The organism is Erwinia phyllosphaerae, from assembly GCF_019132875.1.
GTDB classification, from domain to species: domain Bacteria; phylum Pseudomonadota; class Gammaproteobacteria; order Enterobacterales; family Enterobacteriaceae; genus Erwinia; species Erwinia phyllosphaerae.
On the sequence record NZ_JAHSPF010000001.1, the window covers coordinates 500,262 to 520,071 of the forward strand.

Sequence of the window (19,810 nt, forward strand, 5' to 3'; positions counted from 1 at the left end):
CGTTGGCGTAAGCTGATGGCACAGCTGCCCTCGCTTACGCCAGCCACCTGCCACAGATAAACCGCTTCCTGCTACAGACAAAACTTTTCCAGCCATAGACAGACCCTTTTCGCCCACAGGCAAACCTCTCCCGCATCCTGGCAAAGTTAATAACAAACGTGACCGCTATCGAAGTTCTTTAATTTGCAACTTGTATGGTAGTACAACAGTGCGTAGGTTTTCCTCATGCTCTTCACCAGGATGATATGAATGAAAATCGTAAAAGCGGAAGTTTTTGTAACCTGCCCCGGCAGAAACTTTGTCACGGTTAAGATCACCACGGATCAAGGTCTCACTGGCATTGGCGACGCCACGCTGAACGGTCGCGAGCTGCCCGTCGCCTCCTATCTGAAAGATCACGTTTGCCCACAGCTGATCGGTCGTAACGCGCATCAGATCGAAGATATCTGGCAATATTTTTATAAAGGGGCCTACTGGCGTCGCGGTCCGGTCACGATGTCCGCTATTTCCGCTGTCGATCAGGCACTGTGGGATATCAAAGGCAAAGCGGCTAACATGCCGGTCTATCAACTTTTGGGCGGTGCTTCGCGTACTGGCGTCATGGTTTACTGCCATACCACCGGGCACAGCATTGATGAAGTGATGGACGACTATGCAAAGCACAAGGAGATGGGCTTTAAAGCCATCCGTGCCCAGTGCGGTGTCCCCGGAATGAAAACCACTTACGGCATGGCGAAAGGCAAAGGGCTTGCCTATGAGCCCGCGACCAAAGGTGACTGGCCGGAAGAGCAGCTCTGGTCAACGGAGAAATATCTCGACTTTACGCCAAAGCTGTTTGCCGCCATTCGCGATAAATTCGGTTTTAACGAGCATCTGCTGCATGACATGCACCATCGCTTAACGCCCATTGAGGCCGCGCGCTTTGGCAAAAGCATTGAGGATTACCGCCTGTTCTGGATGGAAGATCCTACGCCTGCCGAAAACCAGGAGTCTTTCCGCCTGATCCGCCAGCATACCGTTACGCCAATCGCGGTTGGCGAAGTCTTTAACAGCATCTGGGACTGCAAGCAGCTGATAGAAGAACAGCTGATTGACTATATCCGCACCACTATCACCCATGCGGGTGGCATTACCGGTATGCGCCGCATTGCCGATTTCGCCTCTCTTTATCAGGTACGCACCGGATCGCACGGCCCGTCCGACCTTTCTCCTGTCTGTATGGCCGCGGCGCTGCATTTCGATCTCTGGGTGCCGAACTTTGGCGTGCAGGAATACATGGGCTATTCCGAACAGATGATGGAAGTTTTTAAACATAGCTGGACGTTTGAGGATGGCTATATGCATCCTGGCGACAAGCCTGGCTTAGGCATTGAGTTTGATGAAAAGCTGGCGGCGAAATATCCCTATGAACCCGCTTATTTACCGGTGGCGCGTCTTGAAGACGGCACCTTATGGAACTGGTAAGGAGAAGGACATGAAAAGTGTGGTTATTGCAAAACCTGGCGAGCTGGTGGTTGCAGAACGCGACCAGCCACAGCCTGCGGCTGGCGAAGTGCTGGTAAAAGTTCAGTATGCCAGCATCTGTGGTTCCGACGTGCATATCTGGCATGGACATAACCCTTTCGCCCGCTATCCGCGCGTGATCGGCCATGAGTTTTTTGGCGTTATTACGGCAACGGGTGAAGGCGTTGAAACCGCGCGTATCGGTGAACGCGTGGCGGTTGATCCTGTTGTCAGCTGCGGTCACTGCTATCCCTGTTCTGTAGGTCGTCCTAACGTTTGCAGCGAGCTACAGGTGATTGGCGTACATCGCGACGGCGGCTTCAGCGAATATGCCGCTGTACCAGCCCAAAACGCTTACGTCGTGCCGGATGCAATCCCCGATAAGTTAGCCAGCCTGATTGAGCCTTTTACCATTGCCGCCAACATCTGTGCTTTTTTGCAGCCGCAGCCAGGCGATATCGCGCTGATTTTTGGTGCAGGCCCGATGGGCTTAACGGCGATTCAGGCGCTGAAAGGCGTTTATAACCTGAGCAAGGTTATCGTAGCGGACAGGTTGCCGGAAAGGCTGAAGATGGCGCAGGAAAACGGCGCGGACGTGGTGCTGGATAACAGTGAAATCCCGCTTGCCGCACAGCTGGAAGGCATCAGGCCGACGCTGATTATCGATGCGGCCTGTCATCCCGGCATTCTGGCTGAAGCCGTTGCGCTGGCTTCGCCCGCGGCGCGTATTGGTTTACTGGGTTTTTCCGGCGAGCCATGTACCGTTACGCAGCAAAGCCTGACCAGCAAAGAGCTTTCTCTCTTTACCTCCAGGCTTAACAGCCACCGTTTTCCGCAGGTTATCGACTGGATGGAGAAAAAACTGATCCAGCCAGAAAAACTGGTTACGCATTACCTGCCGCTGGCAGATGTAGAAACGGCGATGACGCTGTTTGAAAAAGATCCGCGCAGCTGCTGCAAAGTGATCCTGACCGTTAATTAAACAATACCGGGCTTCACGTCCTGGGTCGTATTCGGCCAGGGAGCACCGCTCCCTGGGCCAGGTTCCCGGCGGCGTAGCATTCTTTCTTAATACTATAATAATTAAGAGGTTACTATGTTTAAGAATCTCCGCTGGACCCTCGTACTCTTACTGTTTCTGGTCTACATGATCAACTACCTCGATCGTGTTGCCCTCTCGTTAACCGTACCGATGATTGAAAAAGATCTGCTGCTGAACGCCGAGCAGTTCGGCCTGATTTTCGGCAGCTTTTTCTTTGGCTATGCGCTGTTTAACTTTATTGGTGGCCTGGCTACGGATAAATTTGGCCCGACGCTGGTACTGGGCATCGCCGTTGGGATGTGGTCGCTGTTTTGCGGCTTTACTGCCCTGGCAACCGGCTTCTGGTCAATGCTGATCCTGCGGGTGCTGTTTGGCATGGCGGAAGGCCCTATCTGCGCCTCGGCTAACAAAGCCATTAACGGCTGGTTCCCAAAAAAACAGGCCGCGACCGCGATGGGTTTTCTGAGCGCCGGTTCGCCGCTGGGCGGCGCGGTTGCCGGCCCGATTATCGGTTATCTGGCGCTGGCTTTCGGCTGGCGACCCGCTTTCGTGATTATCTGCTCTATTGGCATTGTCTGGATGGTCGTCTGGTTCTTTATCGCTGCGGATAACCCTTTAAAAAGCCGTCTTGTCAGCGCGCAGGAGCGGGAACTGATCGCCAGCCAGAAGGCAGAGCAAACCACGCCGGATGAAGAACTGGCGCAGGCTGCGCATGGCCTTGGCTACTATCTTCGCCAGCCGATTATCCTGGTAACCGCCTTCGCTTTCTTTTGCTACAACTACATTCTTTTCTTCTTTCTTAGCTGGTTTCCTGCCTATCTGGTGCAGGCGCACAGCCTGGATATTAAATCGATGAGCATGACTACCGTCATTCCGTGGATTGTAGGCTTTGTCGGCCTGGCCTCGGGCGGCTGGATTTCCGACAAGATTTTTAGCCTCACCGGCAAGCTTTTGCTGTCCCGCAAAATCGTTCTGGTTGTGTCGCTGCTGGCTGCGGCCGTCTGCGTGGCGCTGGCGGGCTCGGTAAAAGGCGTCTATCCGGCAGTGATGTTAATGTCGGTTTCCATCTTTTTTCTCTATATCACCGGCGCGATCTATTGGGCTATTATTCAGGACGTTGTCCACAAAAGCCGCGTCGGCGGTATCAGCGGTTTTATCCATCTTATCGGTAGCCTTTCCGGCATTGTTGGCCCCATCGTCACCGGCTATATCGTGCATCACACCGGTAAATTCGACAGCGCTTTTGTGCTGGCGGGTGTCGTTGCCGCTCTGGGCGCAGTGCTGGTGCTGTTTGTCATCAAAAGCCCCAAGGGATCGGCTAAACCCGTTTCGGTTTGATTATTCCGGGCAAGCTGCCCTCTTTTGAAAAGGACTGACTATGTTATCTGTTGATCTGCTGCCTGAAGACACCGTACTTCCCGGTTACGATCGTTCCGCCTTGCGCACGCGTATCGTGCATTTCGGTTTTGGCGCTTTCCACCGCGCGCATCAGGCCGTTTGCGCGGATATTCTGGCAGCCGAACACCAGAGCGACTGGGGCTATTGCGAATGCCAGATTAACAGCGGCGACCTGATTAAAGCGCTGCGCGAGCAGGATCTGCTTTACAGCGTGACGGAAAAAGCCGATGACGGCCTGCATACGCGAGTGGTTGGCGTGATAAAGGAAGCGCTCTTTCGCAAGGAAGACGGCGTAGATAAGCTTATCGCCGCGATGTGCCAGCCGGACGTCGCCATTGTCTCTGCAACGGTGACAGAAAAAGGCTATTGCTATCAGCCTGCTACCGGCGAGCTTAACCTGGAGCATCCGGCGATTAAGCATGACCTGGCCAATCCGCAGCAGCCCGAATCGCTGCCGGGCATTATTCTGGCTGCCATTAAGCGCCGCCGGGAGCTTAATTTGCCGCCCTTCAGCGTGATGTCCTGCGACAATATGCCGGAAAACGGCCGCGTTACCCGCAACGTGGTCACCCAGCTGGCCGGGCAGCAGGATGCAGAACTGGCTGACTATATTCGCCAACAGGTTACTTTCCCTTCGACAATGGTCGATCGTATTGTCCCGGCGATGACGGAAGAAGCGCTTCAGGCGCTGACGGAGAAGCTGGGCTGTGCCGACCCGGTGGGCGTGGAATGTGAGCCTTTCTTCCAGTGGGTCATTGAAGACAACTTTGTTAACGGGCGTCCGCAGTGGGAAAAAGCGGGCGCGGAACTGGTTGCGGACGTGGTGCCTTTTGAAGAAATGAAGCTGCGCATGCTGAACGGCAGCCATTCACTGCTGGCCTATGCAGGCTATCTGGCTGGCTACGAACATATCAGCGACTGCATGAACGATGCCAGTTACCTCAAAGCCGCGCGCAGCCTGATGCTGGATGAACAGGCACCTACGCTCAGTACCCGGGGCGTCGATCTGGTAGCCTATGCGGATTCGCTGATTGCTCGTTATCAGAACCGGGCGATTAAGCACCGTACTTATCAGATTGCTACCGACGGCACGCAAAAACTGCCGCAGCGCTGGCTGGAAAGCATTCGCTGGCATCTGGCTAACGGCAGCCGCTTTGAGCTACTGGCGCTGGGCGTGGCCTGCTGGATGCGTTTCGTTAGCGGCGTTGATGAGCAGGGTAAAGAGATCGTCATTAACGATCCGTTACGTGCCGAGCTGGCAGAGCTGGTCAGTAGCAGCAGTGAAGGCGACGAGCGCGTCGCCGCCCTGCTTTCTCTGCGAGCCGTTTTTGGCGACGACCTGCCGGATAACTCGCGGTTCCGTGAACGCGTCAGCCATCACTATCAACTCTTGCTGAGCGCAGGGGCAAAAGAAGCGGTACGTCAGGCGATCGGCTAAAGGCCCTGGCTAAAAGGACTGGCGCTGGCACGGCAGGCTGATTAGACTTGCTGTTTCCGGCGTCAGGCTTTACGACGCCTTACTGGAATGAAACTGTCGAATGTCTACTGCCTACACGATTACCGCCAGCGAACCTGTTAACCAGCAAATTTATCGTTTTTTGCGCCAGGATATTGTCACCTGCGCCATCTCTCCCGGTGCCCTGCTCTCTGAGAAAGAGGTCTCCGCACGCTTTTGCGTTTCACGCCAGCCGGTGCGGGAGGCCTTTATCAAGCTGGCCGAAGCCGGGCTGGTGCAGATCCTGCCGCAGCGCGGAACGTTTGTACGCAAAATATCCGTCCGGCGCGTGGCTGATGGACGCTTTATTCGTGAAGCCGTGGAGCTGGCCGTTATTCGCCGGGCGGCGACGGAAGCCAGCCCACAGGCGCTGGCGCAGCTGGAACATAATCTACAGCTGCAAAAAATGGCGGCAGCGCGCCAGGACAGCCAGGGTTTTTTATTGCTGGACGATGAGTTTCACCGGCTGATTGCCCAAAGCATTAACTGCGAGCTGGCGTGGGAAACGGTAGAAAACATTAAGGCAACGATGGACCGCGTGCGCTTTCTGACGCTCAGTAAAGTTTCGCCGCCGGAAAGGCTGATTGAGCAGCACGAAGAGATATTACGGGGGCTGCTGGCGAAAGATATCGAGACGGCCGAGCAGGCTTTGCGCCGCCATTTGCAGGAGATCATTTTTTCGATTTCACCGATAACCGAGCAAAATGGTGACTGGTTCGAGCAGGATTGAGTTACGCCGACGCCCCACCCAGGCCGTCGGCGCTGCGCTTTACGCGATAGTAATATCCTTATTCAGGTAAACATCCTGCACGGCATTGATCAGCGCCACGCCGTCCTTCATCGATTTTTTAAACGCTTTACGTCCCAGAATTAATCCCATGCCGCCAGCGCGCTTGTTGATTACAGCGGTGCGAACCGATTCAGCCGTATCGGTTTCGCCTGCCGATGCGCCGCCGGAGTTAATCAATCCTGCCCGCCCCATATAGCAGTTAGCCAACTGATAGCGCACCAGATCGATAGGGTTATCGCTGGTCAACGTGCTGTAAACGCGCTCGTCCGTCGAGCCAAATTTCACCGCGTTATAGCCGCCGTTATTTTCGGCCATTTTCTGCTTAACGATATCCGCGCCAATCGTTGCGGCCAGATGGTTGGCCTGGCCGGTTAAATCGGCGCTGGCATGGTAATCCACGCCATCTTTTTTGAAGCTGTTGTTACGCAGATAGGCCCACAGCACCGTAACCATGCCCAGCTCGTGCGCCCGTTCAAACGCGGCGGCAATATCTTCCAGCTGGCGGCGCGACTGCTCGGAGCCAAAATAGATGGTTGCGCCAACCGCTACCGCACCCAGGTTAAAGGCCTGCTCCACGCTGGCGTACAGCGTCTGGTCATACTGGGTGGGATAGCTCAGGGTTTCGTTGTGGTTCAGCTTGACCATAAACGGAATACGGTGCGCATAGCGGCGCGACACGGACGCCAGTACGCCATAGGTAGAAGCCACACAGTTACAGCCAGCCTCGATCGCCAGCTCAACAATGTTTTTGGGATCGAAGTACAGCGGATTGGCAGCAAAAGAAGCGCCTGCCGAGTGCTCCACGCCCTGGTCGACCGGCAAAATTGAGAGATAACCTGTCTTTGCCAGCCGTCCGGTATTATAAAGCGTCTGCATATTACGCAGCACCGCTGGCGAACGGTTGTTATCAATCATTACTCTGTCGACATAGTCCGGCCCCGGCAGATAAAGATTGTCGGCGGGAATGGTCATACAGCGATGTTGTAACAGAGAGTCTGCTTCTTTACCCAGTAACCCTGTGATGTCCGTCATGTAAGCTCCTGTTTGAAGGTTGGGCGGCGCATAAGCCGCCGCTGGTAAAACCCTGACCCCAGACAGCGTGGACCCTTTTCAGGCGCTAAGGCAAATTGCTGACTCCATTTTTCAGAACGATCCCACTAAGCATTACCACCAGCGATAAAAATGGTGCACGGGGCCAATGCCCTCTCCTACTTCCAGCGTATCGGCCTGCTGCAAAGCGCCCTGTAGCCAGAGCTTGGCTTCCCGTACCGTTGTCACCCAGTTTTCGTGGCGGGGACGCAATGCGGCCAGTGCGGCTGAAAGCGTACAGCCCGTGCCGTGCGTATTCTTCGTCGGCACGCGCGGCGCGGTAAAACGCTCTTCCATCCCGGCGGTAATCAGCCAGTCCGGGCTTTCATCATCGCTCAAATGGCCGCCTTTCATCAGCACCGCCTGACACCCCATCGCCAGCAGCTCTCTGCCCTGGCACAGCATCTCGTTTTCATTACGCGCGGGCGCGCAGGCCAGCAACGCGGCGGCTTCGGGAAGATTGGGCGTGATCAGGGAAACCTGGGGCAGCAGCCTGTCGCGCAGGGTGGCAACGGCCCGTTCAGAGAGCAAAGGATCGCCGCTTTTTGCCAGCATTACGGTGTCCAGCACGCGCCACGGAATGGTGGCAGAGGCCAGGCTTTCCGCTACGGTTTCAACAATATCGCTGTCCTGTAACATGCCGATTTTTACGCTGTCGATACGAACATCGCTTAATACTGAAGCGAGCTGTGCAGCCACAAAGTCGGCGTTTATAGGGTAGACGGACTGTACGCCACGGGTATTTTGCGCCACCAGCGCGGTAATCACGCTGGTGCCGTAGGCCTCTAATGCGGAGAAAGTTTTCAGATCCGCCTGGATCCCCGCCCCGCCGCTGGGATCCGTACCGGCGATAGTCAGCGCATTAATTCTCATTGCGCGGCCTCCTGAACCAGGCGGTAAAGCTCATCCAGAAACAGCGGCTCAAACGAGCCTGGCCCGCTCGCCGCTTCGGCCGCGCACTCACCCGCAAGGCTCATGACGCGGCAGGCACTGGCAACGTTCAGGGCTCGGTCGCCAGGCAATGCCGCAAAACCCGCGACTACAGCAGACAAAGCACAGCCTGTCCCCACAACGCGAGTCATCAGAGGCGACCCGCCGGGAATGTCGAACAGACGTTGCCCATCGGTAACGTAATCAATTTCCCCTGTTACAGCGACAACGGCACCACAAGACTGAGCAAGCAAAACGGCAGCTTCCAGCGCAGCGGAAGAATCATGCAGGCTGTCGACACCACGGCCGGAAACCGCCTGTCGAGCCAGCGCCATAATCTCTGAAGCGTTACCGCGAATGGCGGCCGGACGGTACTCCAGCAGCCGCTGGCAAAAGTCAGTGCGGAAAGTCAGCGCGCCAACGGCAACCGGATCGAGCGTCCATGGCCGCCCCGCCGCCGCCGCGCTTTGCACCGCAGCCAGCATCGCCTCGCTACGTGCCACCGTAAGCGTACCCACATTGATCAGTAATGCATCGGCTATCGCACTAAACTGTCGGGCTTCCGTAGGTTCAATCACCATCGCAGGCGAAGCGCCTAGCGCCAGCAATACATTAGCCGTAAAGCTTTGTACTACCTCATTGGTCATACAGTGAACCAGCGGCGAGCGTTGGCGAAAGAGGATCAGAGAATCGGCCAGGCTGGCCGTAAAGCGAGAAGGTTGGATCATAATACTCCCAACCGGCGATCAAGAAGGCGATGCGGTCAGGCATCTGACTTCCCTCCGCTGGCATTATCCAGTTCAGGTTCAACGGGTTTTTCTCAGCCTTTTCCGGTAAAGGAAGCGGCACCCCGAGTCATAGTGCAAGCTTTGCAGCATAGGGAAGTGTTGGCTTTAACGCAAGCTTTCACGCCGCGCCGGATAACGCCGCCAGCCGCTGTTTTCAGGGACGTTAAATGACCCATAGCGGATTTCGCTTCACCAACCGCCGCAGGTTTTCTCTTGTGGCAATGTCCCTCGCTGACGCTTTTTGTTAAAGTCCCGCCATCCGCTAATCTGAGAGTAAAACAGGGCAAGCAACGAGAAGTAAGATGACAAGACCGCTTAATGAACAATACGGTATTAGCGTCGCAGCACTGCAAATGCTGCGCTACCTGCATCAGATAGCCCGAGGCGATCGCTCGTTTACGATCCAGGATACCTTGCTTAACAGCCGCTGCAACGTAACGCCGCCGGACAACTTCAGGCTGCTGGATCAGCTCTTTGAGGCCGGAAAAATCGATTATGATTACCGGGGAACCGGTATTGAAAGCGAAAGGCATGTAAAGCCGGTCTGGGGAGAATAATGATGACGATCCGCGCTTTTGAAGAGGCCGACCGCCCGTTTTTGCGCACGCTGTTTCTGGCGGCAAGAAAAGCAAACTGGCACTGGCTTGATGCCAGCGAGTGGCAGCTGGAAGATTTTGACCGCGTCACGCTCGGCGAACGGATTCTGGTCGCGGAACATGATGGTCATCGCACCGGCTTTGCCGCGCTGCTGCCAGCCGATAACTTCTTGCATAGCCTGTTTGTTGATCCGGACAGGCAGCGTCAGGGCATCGGCAGCGAGCTGCTGGAGGCCGTCCAGAAAAGCTTTACCTCTACCGGGGCATTAAAATGCCTGAAGGCTAATAAGCCCGCACTGGCTTTTTATCAGCGCCACGGCTGGCAGATTATCAGCAGCGGCGAAGGTGAACAGGGTGAATATTTGCTGCTGCACTACGTGCTGTAAGTAAAAAGGGCGAACTGCTTCGCCCTTTAAACGCCTGTCTGGCTCGCGCTGCGGGTTAAATCTTCCTGTGCCCCGTTACACCACGCGGATAGCGATATCATCCGGAATCACCTCGCCCTGCCAGTAAAGCTGAGCGGCGATCTGGCCTGCCAGCTGGCGATAGAGCCAGGTGAATTCGCTGTCCGGGCGACGCACTACCGTTGGCTCGCCATCGTCCAGATCTTCACGCAGCGTGATGTGCAGCGGAAGCTGGCTCAGTAAACGCGTGTGGTACTGCTCTGCCAGTATGGCCGCGCCGCCGCTGCCGAAAATTGGCTCGTGATGGCCGCAGTTGCTGCAAACGTGCACGCTCATGTTTTCCACGATGCCCAACACCGGTACGCTGACTTTTTCAAACATCACGATGCCTTTGCGGGCGTCGATCAGCGCGATATCCTGCGGCGTCGTCACCACCACCGCCCCGGTTACCGGTACATTCTGCGCCAGCGTCAGCTGTATATCGCCCGTGCCCGGCGGCATATCCAGCACCAGATAGTCCAGCTCCGGCCACATCGTCTCGTTCAGCAGCTGCATAAGCGCCTTGCTCGCCATTGGCCCGCGCCAGACCATCGCGTTATCGTCAGTGACCAGATAGCCAATGGAATTGGTAGCCAGCCCGTGTGCCATAATCGGCGTCATGTGTTTACCATCGGGCGAACCAGGACGCTCATGCTGCGTGCCGAGCATATCGGGTATCGACGGGCCATAAATATCCGCATCCAGCAGACCGACTTTGGCGCCTTCAGCCGCCAGCGCCAGCGCCAGGTTTACCGCCGTGCTTGATTTGCCCACGCCGCCTTTGCCAGAGCTGACGGCGATAATATTTTTCACGCCGTTAACGCCAGGCTGATTTTTTACTCTTTTTAGCGTGGCAATATCGTGGTTTAGCTTCCAGCTGATGGCGGTAGCGCTGGTGAGGCGCAGCAGTTCGGCGCTGGCGCGCTCCTGCAGCGCTTCGAATCCGCTGTGCCATGCAAAAGGCATCAGCAGCTCAATATGCAGGGTATTGTCCAGCATCGCGCAGTGGTGTAGCGCCTTTAGCGCGGTCAGATTGCGTTGCAGCGTCGGGTGTTCAAAGGTGGTCAAAACACCCATCACCATAGCGCGCAGCGCCTCCGGTGAATGTTGGGACTGTGGCATCATCCCGGCTCCTTTTTTATTTGGCGTGGGGAAAAGCATATCAGATCCGGGCTGAAGCGGAAGGCATCAAAAAACGGCATGTGCGGCGCGGCGTTGTTTACGCAGGCCGGACCTTTCGGGTAACATCGCCATTCCCTCTTTTAAACAGGTATAACAAGTCTCACTATGACTCAAGTCGCGAAAAAAATATTGGTAACGTGCGCACTCCCTTACGCCAACGGTTCTATTCATCTTGGCCACATGCTCGAGCACATCCAGGCAGATATTTGGGTCCGTTACCAGCGAATGCGCGGCAATCAGGTTTACTTCATCTGTGCGGATGACGCGCACGGCACGCCGATTATGCTGAAAGCTCAGCAGATGGGCATCGCTCCCGAGCAGATGATTGCCGAAATGAGTCAGGAACATCAGACTGATTTTGCCGGTTTTAACATCAGCTACGATAACTATCACTCCACGCACAGCGATGAAAACCGCGAGCTGTCCGAGCTGATCTATACCCGCTTGAAAGAGAACGGTTTCATTAAGAACCGCACTATTTCCCAGCTTTTCGATCCGGAAAAAGGCATGTTCTTGCCGGATCGCTTTGTTAAAGGCACCTGCCCGAAATGTAAGTCGCCAGATCAGTACGGCGATAACTGTGAAGTGTGCAGCGCGACCTATAGCCCAACCGAGCTTATCGATCCAAAATCCGTGGTTTCCGGCGCGACGCCGGTGCTGCGCGACTCTGAGCACTTCTTCTTCGATCTGCCAGAGTTCAGCGCCATGCTGCAGGCCTGGACGCGTTCCGGCGCGCTGCAGGAGCAGGTTGCCAACAAGATGCAGGAGTGGTTTGAATCAGGACTGCAGCAGTGGGATATTTCCCGCGATGCGCCCTACTTCGGTTTTGAAATCCCTGGTGCGCCCGGCAAATATTTCTACGTCTGGCTGGATGCGCCAATCGGCTACATGGGCTCGTTTAAAAACCTGTGCGACAAGCGCGGCGACATCGATTTCGACGCCTTCTGGAAAAAAGATTCTGACGCCGAGCTGTATCACTTTATCGGTAAAGACATCGTTTACTTCCATAGCCTGTTCTGGCCGGCCATGCTGGAAGGCAGCAACTTCCGTAAACCGACCAACCTGTTTGTTCACGGCTACGTCACGGTAAACGGCGCGAAAATGTCAAAATCGCGCGGCACCTTTATTAAGGCCAGCACCTGGCTTAATCATCTGGATGCCGACAGCCTGCGCTACTACTACGCGGCCAAGCTTTCCTCACGCATCGACGACATTGACCTGAACCTGGAAGATTTCGTCCAGCGCGTGAATGCTGATATCGTCAATAAAGTGGTGAATCTGGCTTCCCGTAACGCCGGATTTATTAACAAGCGCTTTGACGGCAGGCTCTCTGCCGAACTGGCCGATCCTGCGCTTTATCAGTCATTCGTCGACGCTTCAGCCAGCATTGCGGATGCCTGGCAGAGCCGCGAGTTTGGTCGCGCCGTGCGTGAAATCATGGCGATGGCGGACGTGGCGAACCGCTACGTAGACGAACAGGCACCATGGGTCGTGGCAAAGCAGGAAGGCCGCGACGCCGATCTGCAGGCTATCTGCTCAATGGGTATTAATATGTTCCGTGTGCTGATGACGTGGCTGAAGCCGGTGCTGCCGTCATTAAGCGAGCGCACCGAAGCTTTCCTGAACCAGGAACTGCGCTGGGACGGCATTGAGCAGCCGCTGTTGGATCACTCTATTTCTGCATTTAAAGCGCTTTACAGCCGCGTAGAGATGGACAAGGTGAACGCGCTGATCGAGGCTTCGAAAGAAGATGCCGCAGCGGCGAACAAACCAGCCGTCACTGGCCCACTGGCGGACGCTCCTGTTGCTGATACCATCACTTTTGATGATTTCGCTAAGGTAGATATGCGTATTGCCCTGATCCAGAACGCCGAGTTTGTAGAGGGATCGGACAAGCTGCTGCGCCTGACGCTGGATCTGGGCGGCGAAACGCGTAACATTCTCTCCGGCATCCGTACCGCCTATCCCGATCCGTCAGTGCTGATTGGCCGCATGACGATGATGGTGGCCAACCTGGCACCGCGTAAGATGCGCTTTGGCATTTCGGAAGGCATGGTGATGGCGGCAGGCCCTGGCGGCAAGGATATCTTCCTGCTCAGCCCGGACAGCGGCGCGCAGCCCGGCATGCAGGTAAAATAATACAGGCTGGCGGGCGAAATTTTCGCCCGCTTTATTGTTGCCTGGCCCGCTGTTACGGGTAGCCCGCTTATTCTTTTAATCGTATGATTAACGCGCTGAAAAACAGGAGCTTATCATGCGTACCGCACTGTTAGCCGTCTGGCGCTACCTGCGCGCTTTTTTGATTATCTATCTCTGCCTCTATGCCGGAAATGCGCTTGCCGCACTGCTTCCTTTTGCCGTACCGGGCAGTATTATCGGCATGCTCATTCTGTTTTTCCTGATGGCTTTCCAACTGCTGCCGCCCGACTGGGTCAGACCCGGTAGCCTGCTGCTGATACGCTATATGGCGCTGCTGTTTGTGCCGATAAGCGTCGGCGTAATGGGCTATACCGACGTGCTAAGCGCGCAGTTTGGCCCCATCGTGGTTTCCTGCGTGGCCAGTACTTTTATCGTGCTGCTAACCGTAGGCCTGGTTTCACATAAGCTGCACGGCAAGGTAAAGGGAGCGGCCGATGAGTGATATATGGTGGTCGCTGCCGCTAACGCTGCTGGTCTTTTTCGGCGCGCGTCGGCTGGCGGCAAAGGTGAAAATATCGCTGCTGAATCCGCTGCTGATCTCTATGGCGGTAATTATTCCACTGCTGCTGCTAATGCAGATGCCTTACGCCCGCTACTTTCAGGGCAGCGCCATCCTCAACCAGCTGTTGCAACCCGCCGTGGTAGCGCTGGCGCTTCCGCTGTATGAACAGATGCACCAGATTCGGGCGCGCTGGAAATCGATTATCGGCGTCTGCTTTATCGGCAGCATGACGGCGATGATTTCCGGTACGGCTATCGCTTTGTGGATGGGCGCTACCCCGCAAATTGCCGCTACTATTATGCCCAAGTCGGTGACAACGCCTATTGCCATGGCGGTCTCGGCCACGCTGGGCGGCATTCCGGCCATTAGCGCCATTTGCGTGCTGATAGCGGGCGTGCTGGGCGCGGTATTTGGCCATATGCTGCTGAACCTGCTGAAAATTCGTAGCAAAGCCTCACGCGGGCTGGCAATTGGCAATGCTTCTCACGCATTAGGCACGGCGCGCTGCTCGGAGCTGGATTATCAGGAAGGGGCCTACAGCTCGCTGGCGCTGGTGATTTGCGGCATTATCACATCCTTGCTCGCGCCGCTTTTGTATCCGCTGATGATGCATTTATGGCGCTAAAACTTGCGATAAGTCGCGCATTTCACAGCTCTCTTTCATAAATTACATAATGTATGTGATTATAATCACATACATTACCGAACCCGCCCGCCAGAATAAGCGGCCGTTCACGAAAGAGAAGCCCCTATGCAATCACGTTTTCATACTGCTTTTGCCACCTTGCCAACCGTGTTGCAAGATGCGCTACAGCCCGTACTGGCCGACGATTTTCCGGCATTCTTTACGCCAGCGCAGATGGATGAAATCAGAGCGCAAACCGGCCTGGATAATCGTGAGCTGACCTTCGCGCTGCTCCCGCTGGCGGCAGCCTGTGCCGTTGCGCCGCTTTCCAGTTTTAACGTTGGCGCGCTGGCGCTGGGCAAAAGCGGCCATCTTTACTTTGGGGCCAATATGGAGTTCAGCGGCGCAACGATGCAGCAAACGGTGCATGCCGAGCAAAGCGCGGTTACACACGCCTGGCTGCGCGGCGAGGGGGCGCTGGAAGCCATCACCGTTAACTACACGCCATGCGGCCACTGCCGTCAGTTTATGAATGAACTGAACAGCGGTACGCATTTACGTATTCACCTGCCGGGACGCGAGCCGGCCACGCTGGGCGACTATCTGCCGGATGCTTTTGGCCCACGCGATTTGGCTATCAAAACGCTGCTGCTGGATGACGTTGACCATAATTTACTGATTAAAGGCGACGAGCTTTGCAAAGCCGCGCTGGAAGCCGCAAACCGCAGCCATGCACCTTATTCTCAGGCGCTAAGCGGCGTTGCGCTACAGATGGCCGATGGCGCTATCTTCGCAGGCAGCTATGCGGAAAACGCGGCTTTTAACCCGACGCTGCCGCCGCTACAGGCCGCGCTGATCCTGCTGAACATGGCCGGTTACGACGTGAAGCAAATTCAGCGCGCTGTTCTGGCAGAAGAACCGGATGCACGGGTGATTCAGCGTCAGGCGACGGCCGCGACTCTCCAGGCGCTCGGCTGTGCCAGCCTGCAAACTATTCCGTTAAGCTGACCGCTGGCGTTGCGTTTTTTGTTATTGAAAATTGAGGGCTTTTGTTATCAGCTGTTAACAAAAGCTGTACTTTCAGATGAATTATTTTAGGATTGGGCCACACCATTCCGATCCTGACGAGCATTAATGACATGGAACTCGACTACGAAAACAAGCGTTCACTCTATATCCCCTACGCTGGCCCTATCCTGCTGGAATTTCCGTTACTCAATAAAGGCAGCGCCTTCTCCGTTGAAGAGCGTAACGATTTCAACCTGAACGGCCTGCTGCCGGAAACGGTTGAAACCATTGAAGAGCAGGCCCAGCGCGCCTGGCGCCAGTTCCAGGATTTTAAAAACGCCAACGATAAGCACGTCTATCTGCGTAATATCCAGGACACCAACGAAACGCTGTTTTACCGCCTGCTGGACAATCATCTGGAAGAGATGATGCCGATTATCTACACCCCAACCGTCGGCGCGGCCTGTGAACACTTCTCAGAAATTTATCGTCGTGCGCGCGGGCTGTTTATCTCCTACCCTAACCGCGCCAGCATTGAAGATATGCTGCAAAACGCCACCAAGCAAAACGTGAAGGTTATCGTGGTGACGGATGGCGAACGCATTCTGGGCCTGGGCGACCAGGGCATCGGCGGCATGGGGATTCCAATCGGTAAGCTGTCGCTCTATACCGCCTGCGGCGGCATCAGTCCGGCCTATACGCTGCCGGTGGTGCTGGATGTCGGCACCAACAACCAGCAGCTGCTCAACGATCCGCTTTATATGGGCTGGCGTCATCCGCGCATCACCGGCGAAGAGTATGACAACTTCGTTAACGAATTTATTCAGGCGGTAAAAAGCCGCTGGCCGAACGTGCTGCTGCAGTTTGAAGACTTTGCACAAAAGAATGCGATGCCACTGCTGGAACGCTACCGTGACGAGGTGTGCTGCTTTAACGACGATATTCAGGGCACCGCAGCCGTTACGCTTGGCACGCTGATCGCCGCCAGCCGCGCGGCAGGCAGCAAAATGAGCGAGCAGAAGGTTGTCTTCCTGGGTGCAGGCTCCGCGGGATGCGGCATCGCTGAACAGATCATCGCCCAGATGAAATCGGAAGGCCTGAGCGACGAGGAAGCTCGCGCCCGCGTCTTTATGGTGGACCGCTTCGGCCTGCTGACCGACAAGCAGCCAAACCTGCTGGGCTTCCAGAGCAAGCTGGTACAGAAAAGTGAAAATCTGCACAGCTGGGATTCCGCCTCTGATTCGCTGTCGCTACTGGACGTGGTGCGCAACGCCCGCCCGGATATCCTGATTGGCGTTTCCGGTCAGCCCGGCCTGTTCAGCGAAGAAATCATTCGCGAGATGCATAAGCACTGCGCGCGTCCTATCGTGATGCCGCTGTCTAACCCGACTTCTCGCGTGGAAGCGACGCCGCAGGACATTCTGGAATGGACCGACGGCGCGGCGCTGGTCGCCACCGGCAGTCCGTTTGCACCTGTGACCTGGAAAGAAAAAACTTTCCCTATCGCGCAGTGCAACAACTCCTACATTTTCCCTGGTATTGGTCTGGGCGTGATCGCCTCCGGCGCAACTCGCGTTACCGACAGCATGCTGATGGCCGCCAGTCGCGCGCTGGCAGACTGCTCGCCGCTGGTGAACGACGGCGCGGGTGCGGTACTGCCTGAAGTGAAAGATATTCAGGGCGTTTCGAAAGTTATCGCGATGGCCGTGGGCAAAGCCGCCCAGCTGGCAGGCGTAGCGGTGGTCACGTCGGAAGATGTGCTTTCGCGTGCCATTGCCGCTAACTTCTGGCTACCGCAATACCGTAACTATCGCCGCACCTCAATCTGAGGACGGTTGCCGGGCCTTTGCGCCCGGCTTTTCCACTTCTGCGAGCCGCTGCGCAAAAAGCCGCCAGCCGGTGCGCTGCCGCTTGCTTCACCTCGCCTTGTAAAGTAGCCTTGAGCCACCCTTTACGCTTAAGTCTGAGTACCGTCCGGCATGCTAAAACGCTTGATTTACGGTCTGTTGATCATCATTACTTTGATGGTCTTAGCCGCGCTCGGCCTGGACCGCTGGATAAGCGTAAAAACGGCACCCTACGTCTATGATAATCTGCGCTCGCTGCCGCACCGCCAGGTAGGCGTGGTGCTCGGCACCGCCAAATATTACCGTACCGGCGTCATCAACCAGTATTATCTGTACCGCATGCAGGGCGCGCTTAACGCCTATAACAGCGGCAAGATTAACTATCTGCTGCTGAGCGGCGACAATGCGCAGCAGAGCTACAATGAGCCGATGACCATGCGCCGCGATCTGATTGCCGCAGGCGTAGCACCGGCCGATATCGTGCTGGACTATGCGGGTTTCCGCACGCTGGATTCCATCGTGCGCACGCGTAAAGTGTTTGATACTAACGATTTCATTATTATTACCCAGCGTTTCCACTGTGAGCGCGCGCTGTTTATTGCGCTGCATATGGGCATCCAGGCGCAGTGCTACGCGGTGCCTTCGCCCAAAAACATGCTGAATATTCGTATAAGAGAAGTGGCAGCTCGCCTGGGCGCGCTGGCTGACCTGTACCTGATGAAGCGCGAACCACGATTTTTAGGGCCGCTGGTGCCGATTCCGGCGCGGCACGAGGTGCCGGAAGATGCGCAAAGCTATCCGGCCGTTACCCCGGAACAGCTGCTGGAGCTGGAACAAAAAATGAAGGCTGACGCCCGTCAGCAAAAACCACCCGAGCCGCAGCAACAGCAACAGCAGCAGCAACAGCAGCAACAGCAGCAACAGCAGCAACAGCAGCAACAGCAGCAACAGCAGCAACAGCAGCAACAGCAGTAACAACAGCAATAGCAATAGCAATAGCAATAGCAATAGCAATAGCAATAACAATAGCAACAACAGCAATAGCAACAACAGCAACAGCAACAGCAGCAACAGCAACAGCAGCAACAACAGCAACAACAGCAACAACAGCAACAACAGCAACAACAGCAACAACAGCAACAACAGCAACAACAGCAACAACAGTAGCAGCAACAGCAACAGCAACAGCAATTAACAGACCATCCTGCCGTTATTATTCTTCATCCTCTTTTCTATAAACCTACAGCGGGCGTGCGCGCCATCAGCAAGAATCCCGTTATGCTGGCACCAGACGTAAAAAAGGCCAGACGGTTTGCCGTCTGGCCCGGTTCATTGCATAAAACGTTACTTCTTACGCGCGTATTTCAGTGAATCCAGCGCTACGGCGAAGATAATAATGCCGCCTTTGATAATGTACTGCCAGTAAGGGTTCACGCCGATGTAGGTCAGGCCGTAGTTGATGACGGTAAAGATGATAACGCCGGTCACCACGCCCGCTACGGTGCCGACACCGCCAGCAAAGGAGACGCCGCCGACTACGCAGGCCGCGATAGCGTCCAGCTCATACATAAAGCCCAGGTTGTTGGTGGCCGAGCCGATGCGTCCCGCCTCCAGCATACCGCCGAAGGCATAGAACACGCCGGAAAGCGCATAGATCAGGATCAGGTTGAAGTTAACGTTTACACCTGAAACCTTAGCCGCTTCCGGGTTACCGCCGATGGCAAAAATGTTTTTGCCAAAGCGGGTTTTATTCCACAGAACCCACACGAAGAAGATAGCGATCAGCGCATAGAAGGTAATGTAAGAAAGCTTGAAGTCGCCCATGCGAATAAAGCCCTGGGCAAACGTCGAGAATTTCTCATCAAAACCGGCAATCGGCGAAGCGCCAACGTAATCGTAATAGAGCGAGTTGATACCGTAAACGATAATCATCGTGCCCAGCGTGGTAATAAAAGGCGTTACCTTCAGGTAGGCAATAATCAGGCCGTTCACCAGGCCAATCAGACCACCCACCACGCAAACAATCAAAATCACCAGTGGAATAGGCACGGTATCCAGATGTGGAAACACTTTATTCGCGTTATCCATTGCCTGCAGCAGCGTCGCGGCTACAACCGCGGCTAAGCCAACCTGGCGTCCGGCAGAAAGGTCGGTACCCTGAGTGACGATAAGCCCGGCCACGCCAAGCGCAATAATAATGCGCACGGAAGACTGGGTTAAAATATTACTCAGGTTCATTAAACTTAAAAACGTTGGGTCCTGGAAAATAATAATCGCCAGCAGTACCAGCAATACCACATAGATTCCACCTTCTTTTAGCCAGGTGAGCGCATTCTTTTTATTCACAGCTTTCATGATAACTGCCCTTACCTC

Annotated in this window: 17 protein-coding genes, 1 pseudogene and 1 riboswitch; of the genes and pseudogenes, 13 read left to right on the forward strand and 5 right to left on the reverse strand. The window is 55.4% G+C overall.

From position 1 onward, the window contains the following. Positions 1 to 249: 249 nt before the first annotated feature. The 5 genes from manD to KUE00_RS02190 all read left to right on the forward strand — a co-directional run bounded on the left by manD (position 250) and on the right by KUE00_RS02190 (position 6,168). Entirely contained in the window at positions 250 to 1,464 is a 1,215-nt protein-coding gene (manD, locus tag KUE00_RS02170; protein WP_246757845.1) for a D-mannonate dehydratase ManD, read from the forward strand. Positions 1,465 to 1,474: 10 nt separating this feature from the next. Then, complete coding sequence (locus KUE00_RS02175) at positions 1,475 to 2,485, forward strand: Zn-dependent oxidoreductase (protein ID WP_246757846.1); 1,011 nt, start codon at positions 1,475 to 1,477, stop codon at positions 2,483 to 2,485. A gap of 114 nt (positions 2,486 to 2,599) precedes the next feature. Continuing rightward, the gene (locus KUE00_RS02180) at positions 2,600 to 3,883 is read left to right on the forward strand and encodes an MFS transporter (RefSeq protein ID WP_246757847.1); all 1,284 of its coding nucleotides are present in this window, start codon (positions 2,600 to 2,602) and stop codon (positions 3,881 to 3,883) included. 40 nt (positions 3,884 to 3,923) lie between these two features. Next, on the forward strand, positions 3,924 to 5,381 hold the full coding sequence (locus KUE00_RS02185; RefSeq protein ID WP_246757848.1) for a mannitol dehydrogenase family protein: 1,458 nt from the start codon (positions 3,924 to 3,926) through the stop codon (positions 5,379 to 5,381). 100 nt (positions 5,382 to 5,481) lie between these two features. Next, positions 5,482 to 6,168 carry a GntR family transcriptional regulator gene (locus tag KUE00_RS02190; RefSeq protein ID WP_246757849.1) on the forward strand — a complete coding sequence of 229 codons (687 nt, stop codon included), beginning with the start codon at positions 5,482 to 5,484 and terminating at the stop codon, positions 6,166 to 6,168. Positions 6,169 to 6,207: 39 nt separating this feature from the next. Here KUE00_RS02190 and fbaB read toward each other — a convergent pair whose 3' ends face one another. From fbaB to thiM, 3 genes are all read right to left on the reverse strand, one after another. Continuing rightward, complete coding sequence (gene fbaB / locus KUE00_RS02195) at positions 6,208 to 7,260, reverse strand: class I fructose-bisphosphate aldolase (RefSeq protein ID WP_246757850.1); 1,053 nt, start codon at positions 7,258 to 7,260, stop codon at positions 6,208 to 6,210. Between the two features lie 132 nt (positions 7,261 to 7,392). Beyond that, a complete protein-coding gene (gene thiD / locus KUE00_RS02200) occupies positions 7,393 to 8,190 on the reverse strand; it encodes a bifunctional hydroxymethylpyrimidine kinase/phosphomethylpyrimidine kinase (RefSeq protein WP_246757851.1) in 798 nt (265 codons plus the stop codon). Continuing rightward, positions 8,187 to 8,975, reverse strand: a complete 789-nt coding sequence (thiM, locus tag KUE00_RS02205) for a hydroxyethylthiazole kinase (protein ID WP_246757852.1) — start codon at positions 8,973 to 8,975, stop codon at positions 8,187 to 8,189. The genes thiD and thiM overlap by 4 nt, the downstream gene beginning before the upstream one ends. Positions 8,976 to 9,007: 32 nt before the next feature. Further along, a riboswitch (TPP riboswitch) is annotated at positions 9,008 to 9,110 on the reverse strand. A gap of 227 nt (positions 9,111 to 9,337) precedes the next feature. Here thiM and KUE00_RS02210 point away from each other — a divergent pair. Both KUE00_RS02210 and KUE00_RS02215 read left to right on the forward strand, forming a co-directional pair. Further along, positions 9,338 to 9,592, forward strand: a complete 255-nt coding sequence (locus KUE00_RS02210) for a hypothetical protein (RefSeq protein WP_246757853.1) — start codon at positions 9,338 to 9,340, stop codon at positions 9,590 to 9,592. 2 nt (positions 9,593 to 9,594) lie between these two features. Next, positions 9,595 to 10,017 (forward strand): GNAT family N-acetyltransferase, encoded by a 423-nt coding sequence (locus KUE00_RS02215; RefSeq protein ID WP_246758074.1) that lies wholly within the window; start codon positions 9,595 to 9,597, stop codon positions 10,015 to 10,017. 75 nt (positions 10,018 to 10,092) lie between these two features. Here KUE00_RS02215 and apbC read toward each other — a convergent pair whose 3' ends face one another. After that, complete coding sequence (gene apbC / locus KUE00_RS02220) at positions 10,093 to 11,199, reverse strand: iron-sulfur cluster carrier protein ApbC (RefSeq protein WP_246757854.1); 1,107 nt, start codon at positions 11,197 to 11,199, stop codon at positions 10,093 to 10,095. Positions 11,200 to 11,361: 162 nt separating this feature from the next. Here apbC and metG point away from each other — a divergent pair, with 162 nt between their 5' ends. The 6 genes and pseudogenes from metG to sanA form a co-directional block, all read left to right on the forward strand. Further along, positions 11,362 to 13,395 carry a methionine--tRNA ligase gene (metG, locus tag KUE00_RS02225; protein ID WP_246757855.1) on the forward strand — a complete coding sequence of 678 codons (2,034 nt, stop codon included), beginning with the start codon at positions 11,362 to 11,364 and terminating at the stop codon, positions 13,393 to 13,395. A gap of 115 nt (positions 13,396 to 13,510) precedes the next feature. After that, positions 13,511 to 13,897 (forward strand): CidA/LrgA family protein, encoded by a 387-nt coding sequence (locus tag KUE00_RS02230; RefSeq protein WP_246757856.1) that lies wholly within the window; start codon positions 13,511 to 13,513, stop codon positions 13,895 to 13,897. Then, on the forward strand, positions 13,890 to 14,582 hold the full coding sequence (locus tag KUE00_RS02235; RefSeq protein WP_246757857.1) for a CidB/LrgB family autolysis modulator: 693 nt from the start codon (positions 13,890 to 13,892) through the stop codon (positions 14,580 to 14,582). The genes KUE00_RS02230 and KUE00_RS02235 overlap by 8 nt, the downstream gene beginning before the upstream one ends. Before the next feature lie 126 nt (positions 14,583 to 14,708). Beyond that, positions 14,709 to 15,590, forward strand: a complete 882-nt coding sequence (cdd, locus tag KUE00_RS02240; protein ID WP_246757858.1) for a cytidine deaminase — start codon at positions 14,709 to 14,711, stop codon at positions 15,588 to 15,590. A 131-nt stretch (positions 15,591 to 15,721) separates the two neighbouring features. Continuing rightward, positions 15,722 to 17,419 carry an NAD-dependent malic enzyme gene (locus tag KUE00_RS02245; protein WP_246757859.1) on the forward strand — a complete coding sequence of 566 codons (1,698 nt, stop codon included), beginning with the start codon at positions 15,722 to 15,724 and terminating at the stop codon, positions 17,417 to 17,419. 150 nt (positions 17,420 to 17,569) lie between these two features. After that, positions 17,570 to 18,277: pseudogene (gene sanA, locus KUE00_RS02250) on the forward strand (outer membrane permeability protein SanA); the annotation flags it as partial. A 504-nt stretch (positions 18,278 to 18,781) separates the two neighbouring features. On the opposite strand, the gene mglC reads toward sanA, so the two are convergent. Beyond that, on the reverse strand, positions 18,782 to 19,792 hold the full coding sequence (gene mglC, locus KUE00_RS02255) for a galactose/methyl galactoside ABC transporter permease MglC (protein WP_246757861.1): 1,011 nt from the start codon (positions 19,790 to 19,792) through the stop codon (positions 18,782 to 18,784). Positions 19,793 to 19,810: the final 18 nt, after the last annotated feature.

Bases quoted from the DNA above. Each gene is read 5' to 3' on its own strand.
- manD (WP_246757845.1), top strand. From the start codon at position 250: ATGAAAATCGTAAAAGCGGAAGTTTTTGTAACCTGCCCCGGCAGAAAC.
- KUE00_RS02175 (WP_246757846.1), top strand. From the start codon at position 1,475: ATGAAAAGTGTGGTTATTGCAAAACCTGGCGAGCTGGTGGTTGCAGAA.
- KUE00_RS02180 (WP_246757847.1), top strand. From the start codon at position 2,600: ATGTTTAAGAATCTCCGCTGGACCCTCGTACTCTTACTGTTTCTGGTC.
- KUE00_RS02185 (WP_246757848.1), top strand. From the start codon at position 3,924: ATGTTATCTGTTGATCTGCTGCCTGAAGACACCGTACTTCCCGGTTAC.
- KUE00_RS02190 (WP_246757849.1), top strand. From the start codon at position 5,482: ATGTCTACTGCCTACACGATTACCGCCAGCGAACCTGTTAACCAGCAA.
- fbaB (WP_246757850.1), bottom strand. From the start codon at position 7,260: ATGACGGACATCACAGGGTTACTGGGTAAAGAAGCAGACTCTCTGTTA.
- thiD (WP_246757851.1), bottom strand. From the start codon at position 8,190: ATGAGAATTAATGCGCTGACTATCGCCGGTACGGATCCCAGCGGCGGG.
- thiM (WP_246757852.1), bottom strand. From the start codon at position 8,975: ATGATCCAACCTTCTCGCTTTACGGCCAGCCTGGCCGATTCTCTGATC.
- KUE00_RS02210 (WP_246757853.1), top strand. From the start codon at position 9,338: ATGACAAGACCGCTTAATGAACAATACGGTATTAGCGTCGCAGCACTG.
- KUE00_RS02215 (WP_246758074.1), top strand. From the start codon at position 9,595: ATGACGATCCGCGCTTTTGAAGAGGCCGACCGCCCGTTTTTGCGCACG.
- apbC (WP_246757854.1), bottom strand. From the start codon at position 11,199: ATGATGCCACAGTCCCAACATTCACCGGAGGCGCTGCGCGCTATGGTG.
- metG (WP_246757855.1), top strand. From the start codon at position 11,362: ATGACTCAAGTCGCGAAAAAAATATTGGTAACGTGCGCACTCCCTTAC.
- KUE00_RS02230 (WP_246757856.1), top strand. From the start codon at position 13,511: ATGCGTACCGCACTGTTAGCCGTCTGGCGCTACCTGCGCGCTTTTTTG.
- KUE00_RS02235 (WP_246757857.1), top strand. From the start codon at position 13,890: ATGAGTGATATATGGTGGTCGCTGCCGCTAACGCTGCTGGTCTTTTTC.
- cdd (WP_246757858.1), top strand. From the start codon at position 14,709: ATGCAATCACGTTTTCATACTGCTTTTGCCACCTTGCCAACCGTGTTG.
- KUE00_RS02245 (WP_246757859.1), top strand. From the start codon at position 15,722: ATGGAACTCGACTACGAAAACAAGCGTTCACTCTATATCCCCTACGCT.
- mglC (WP_246757861.1), bottom strand. From the start codon at position 19,792: ATGAAAGCTGTGAATAAAAAGAATGCGCTCACCTGGCTAAAAGAAGGT.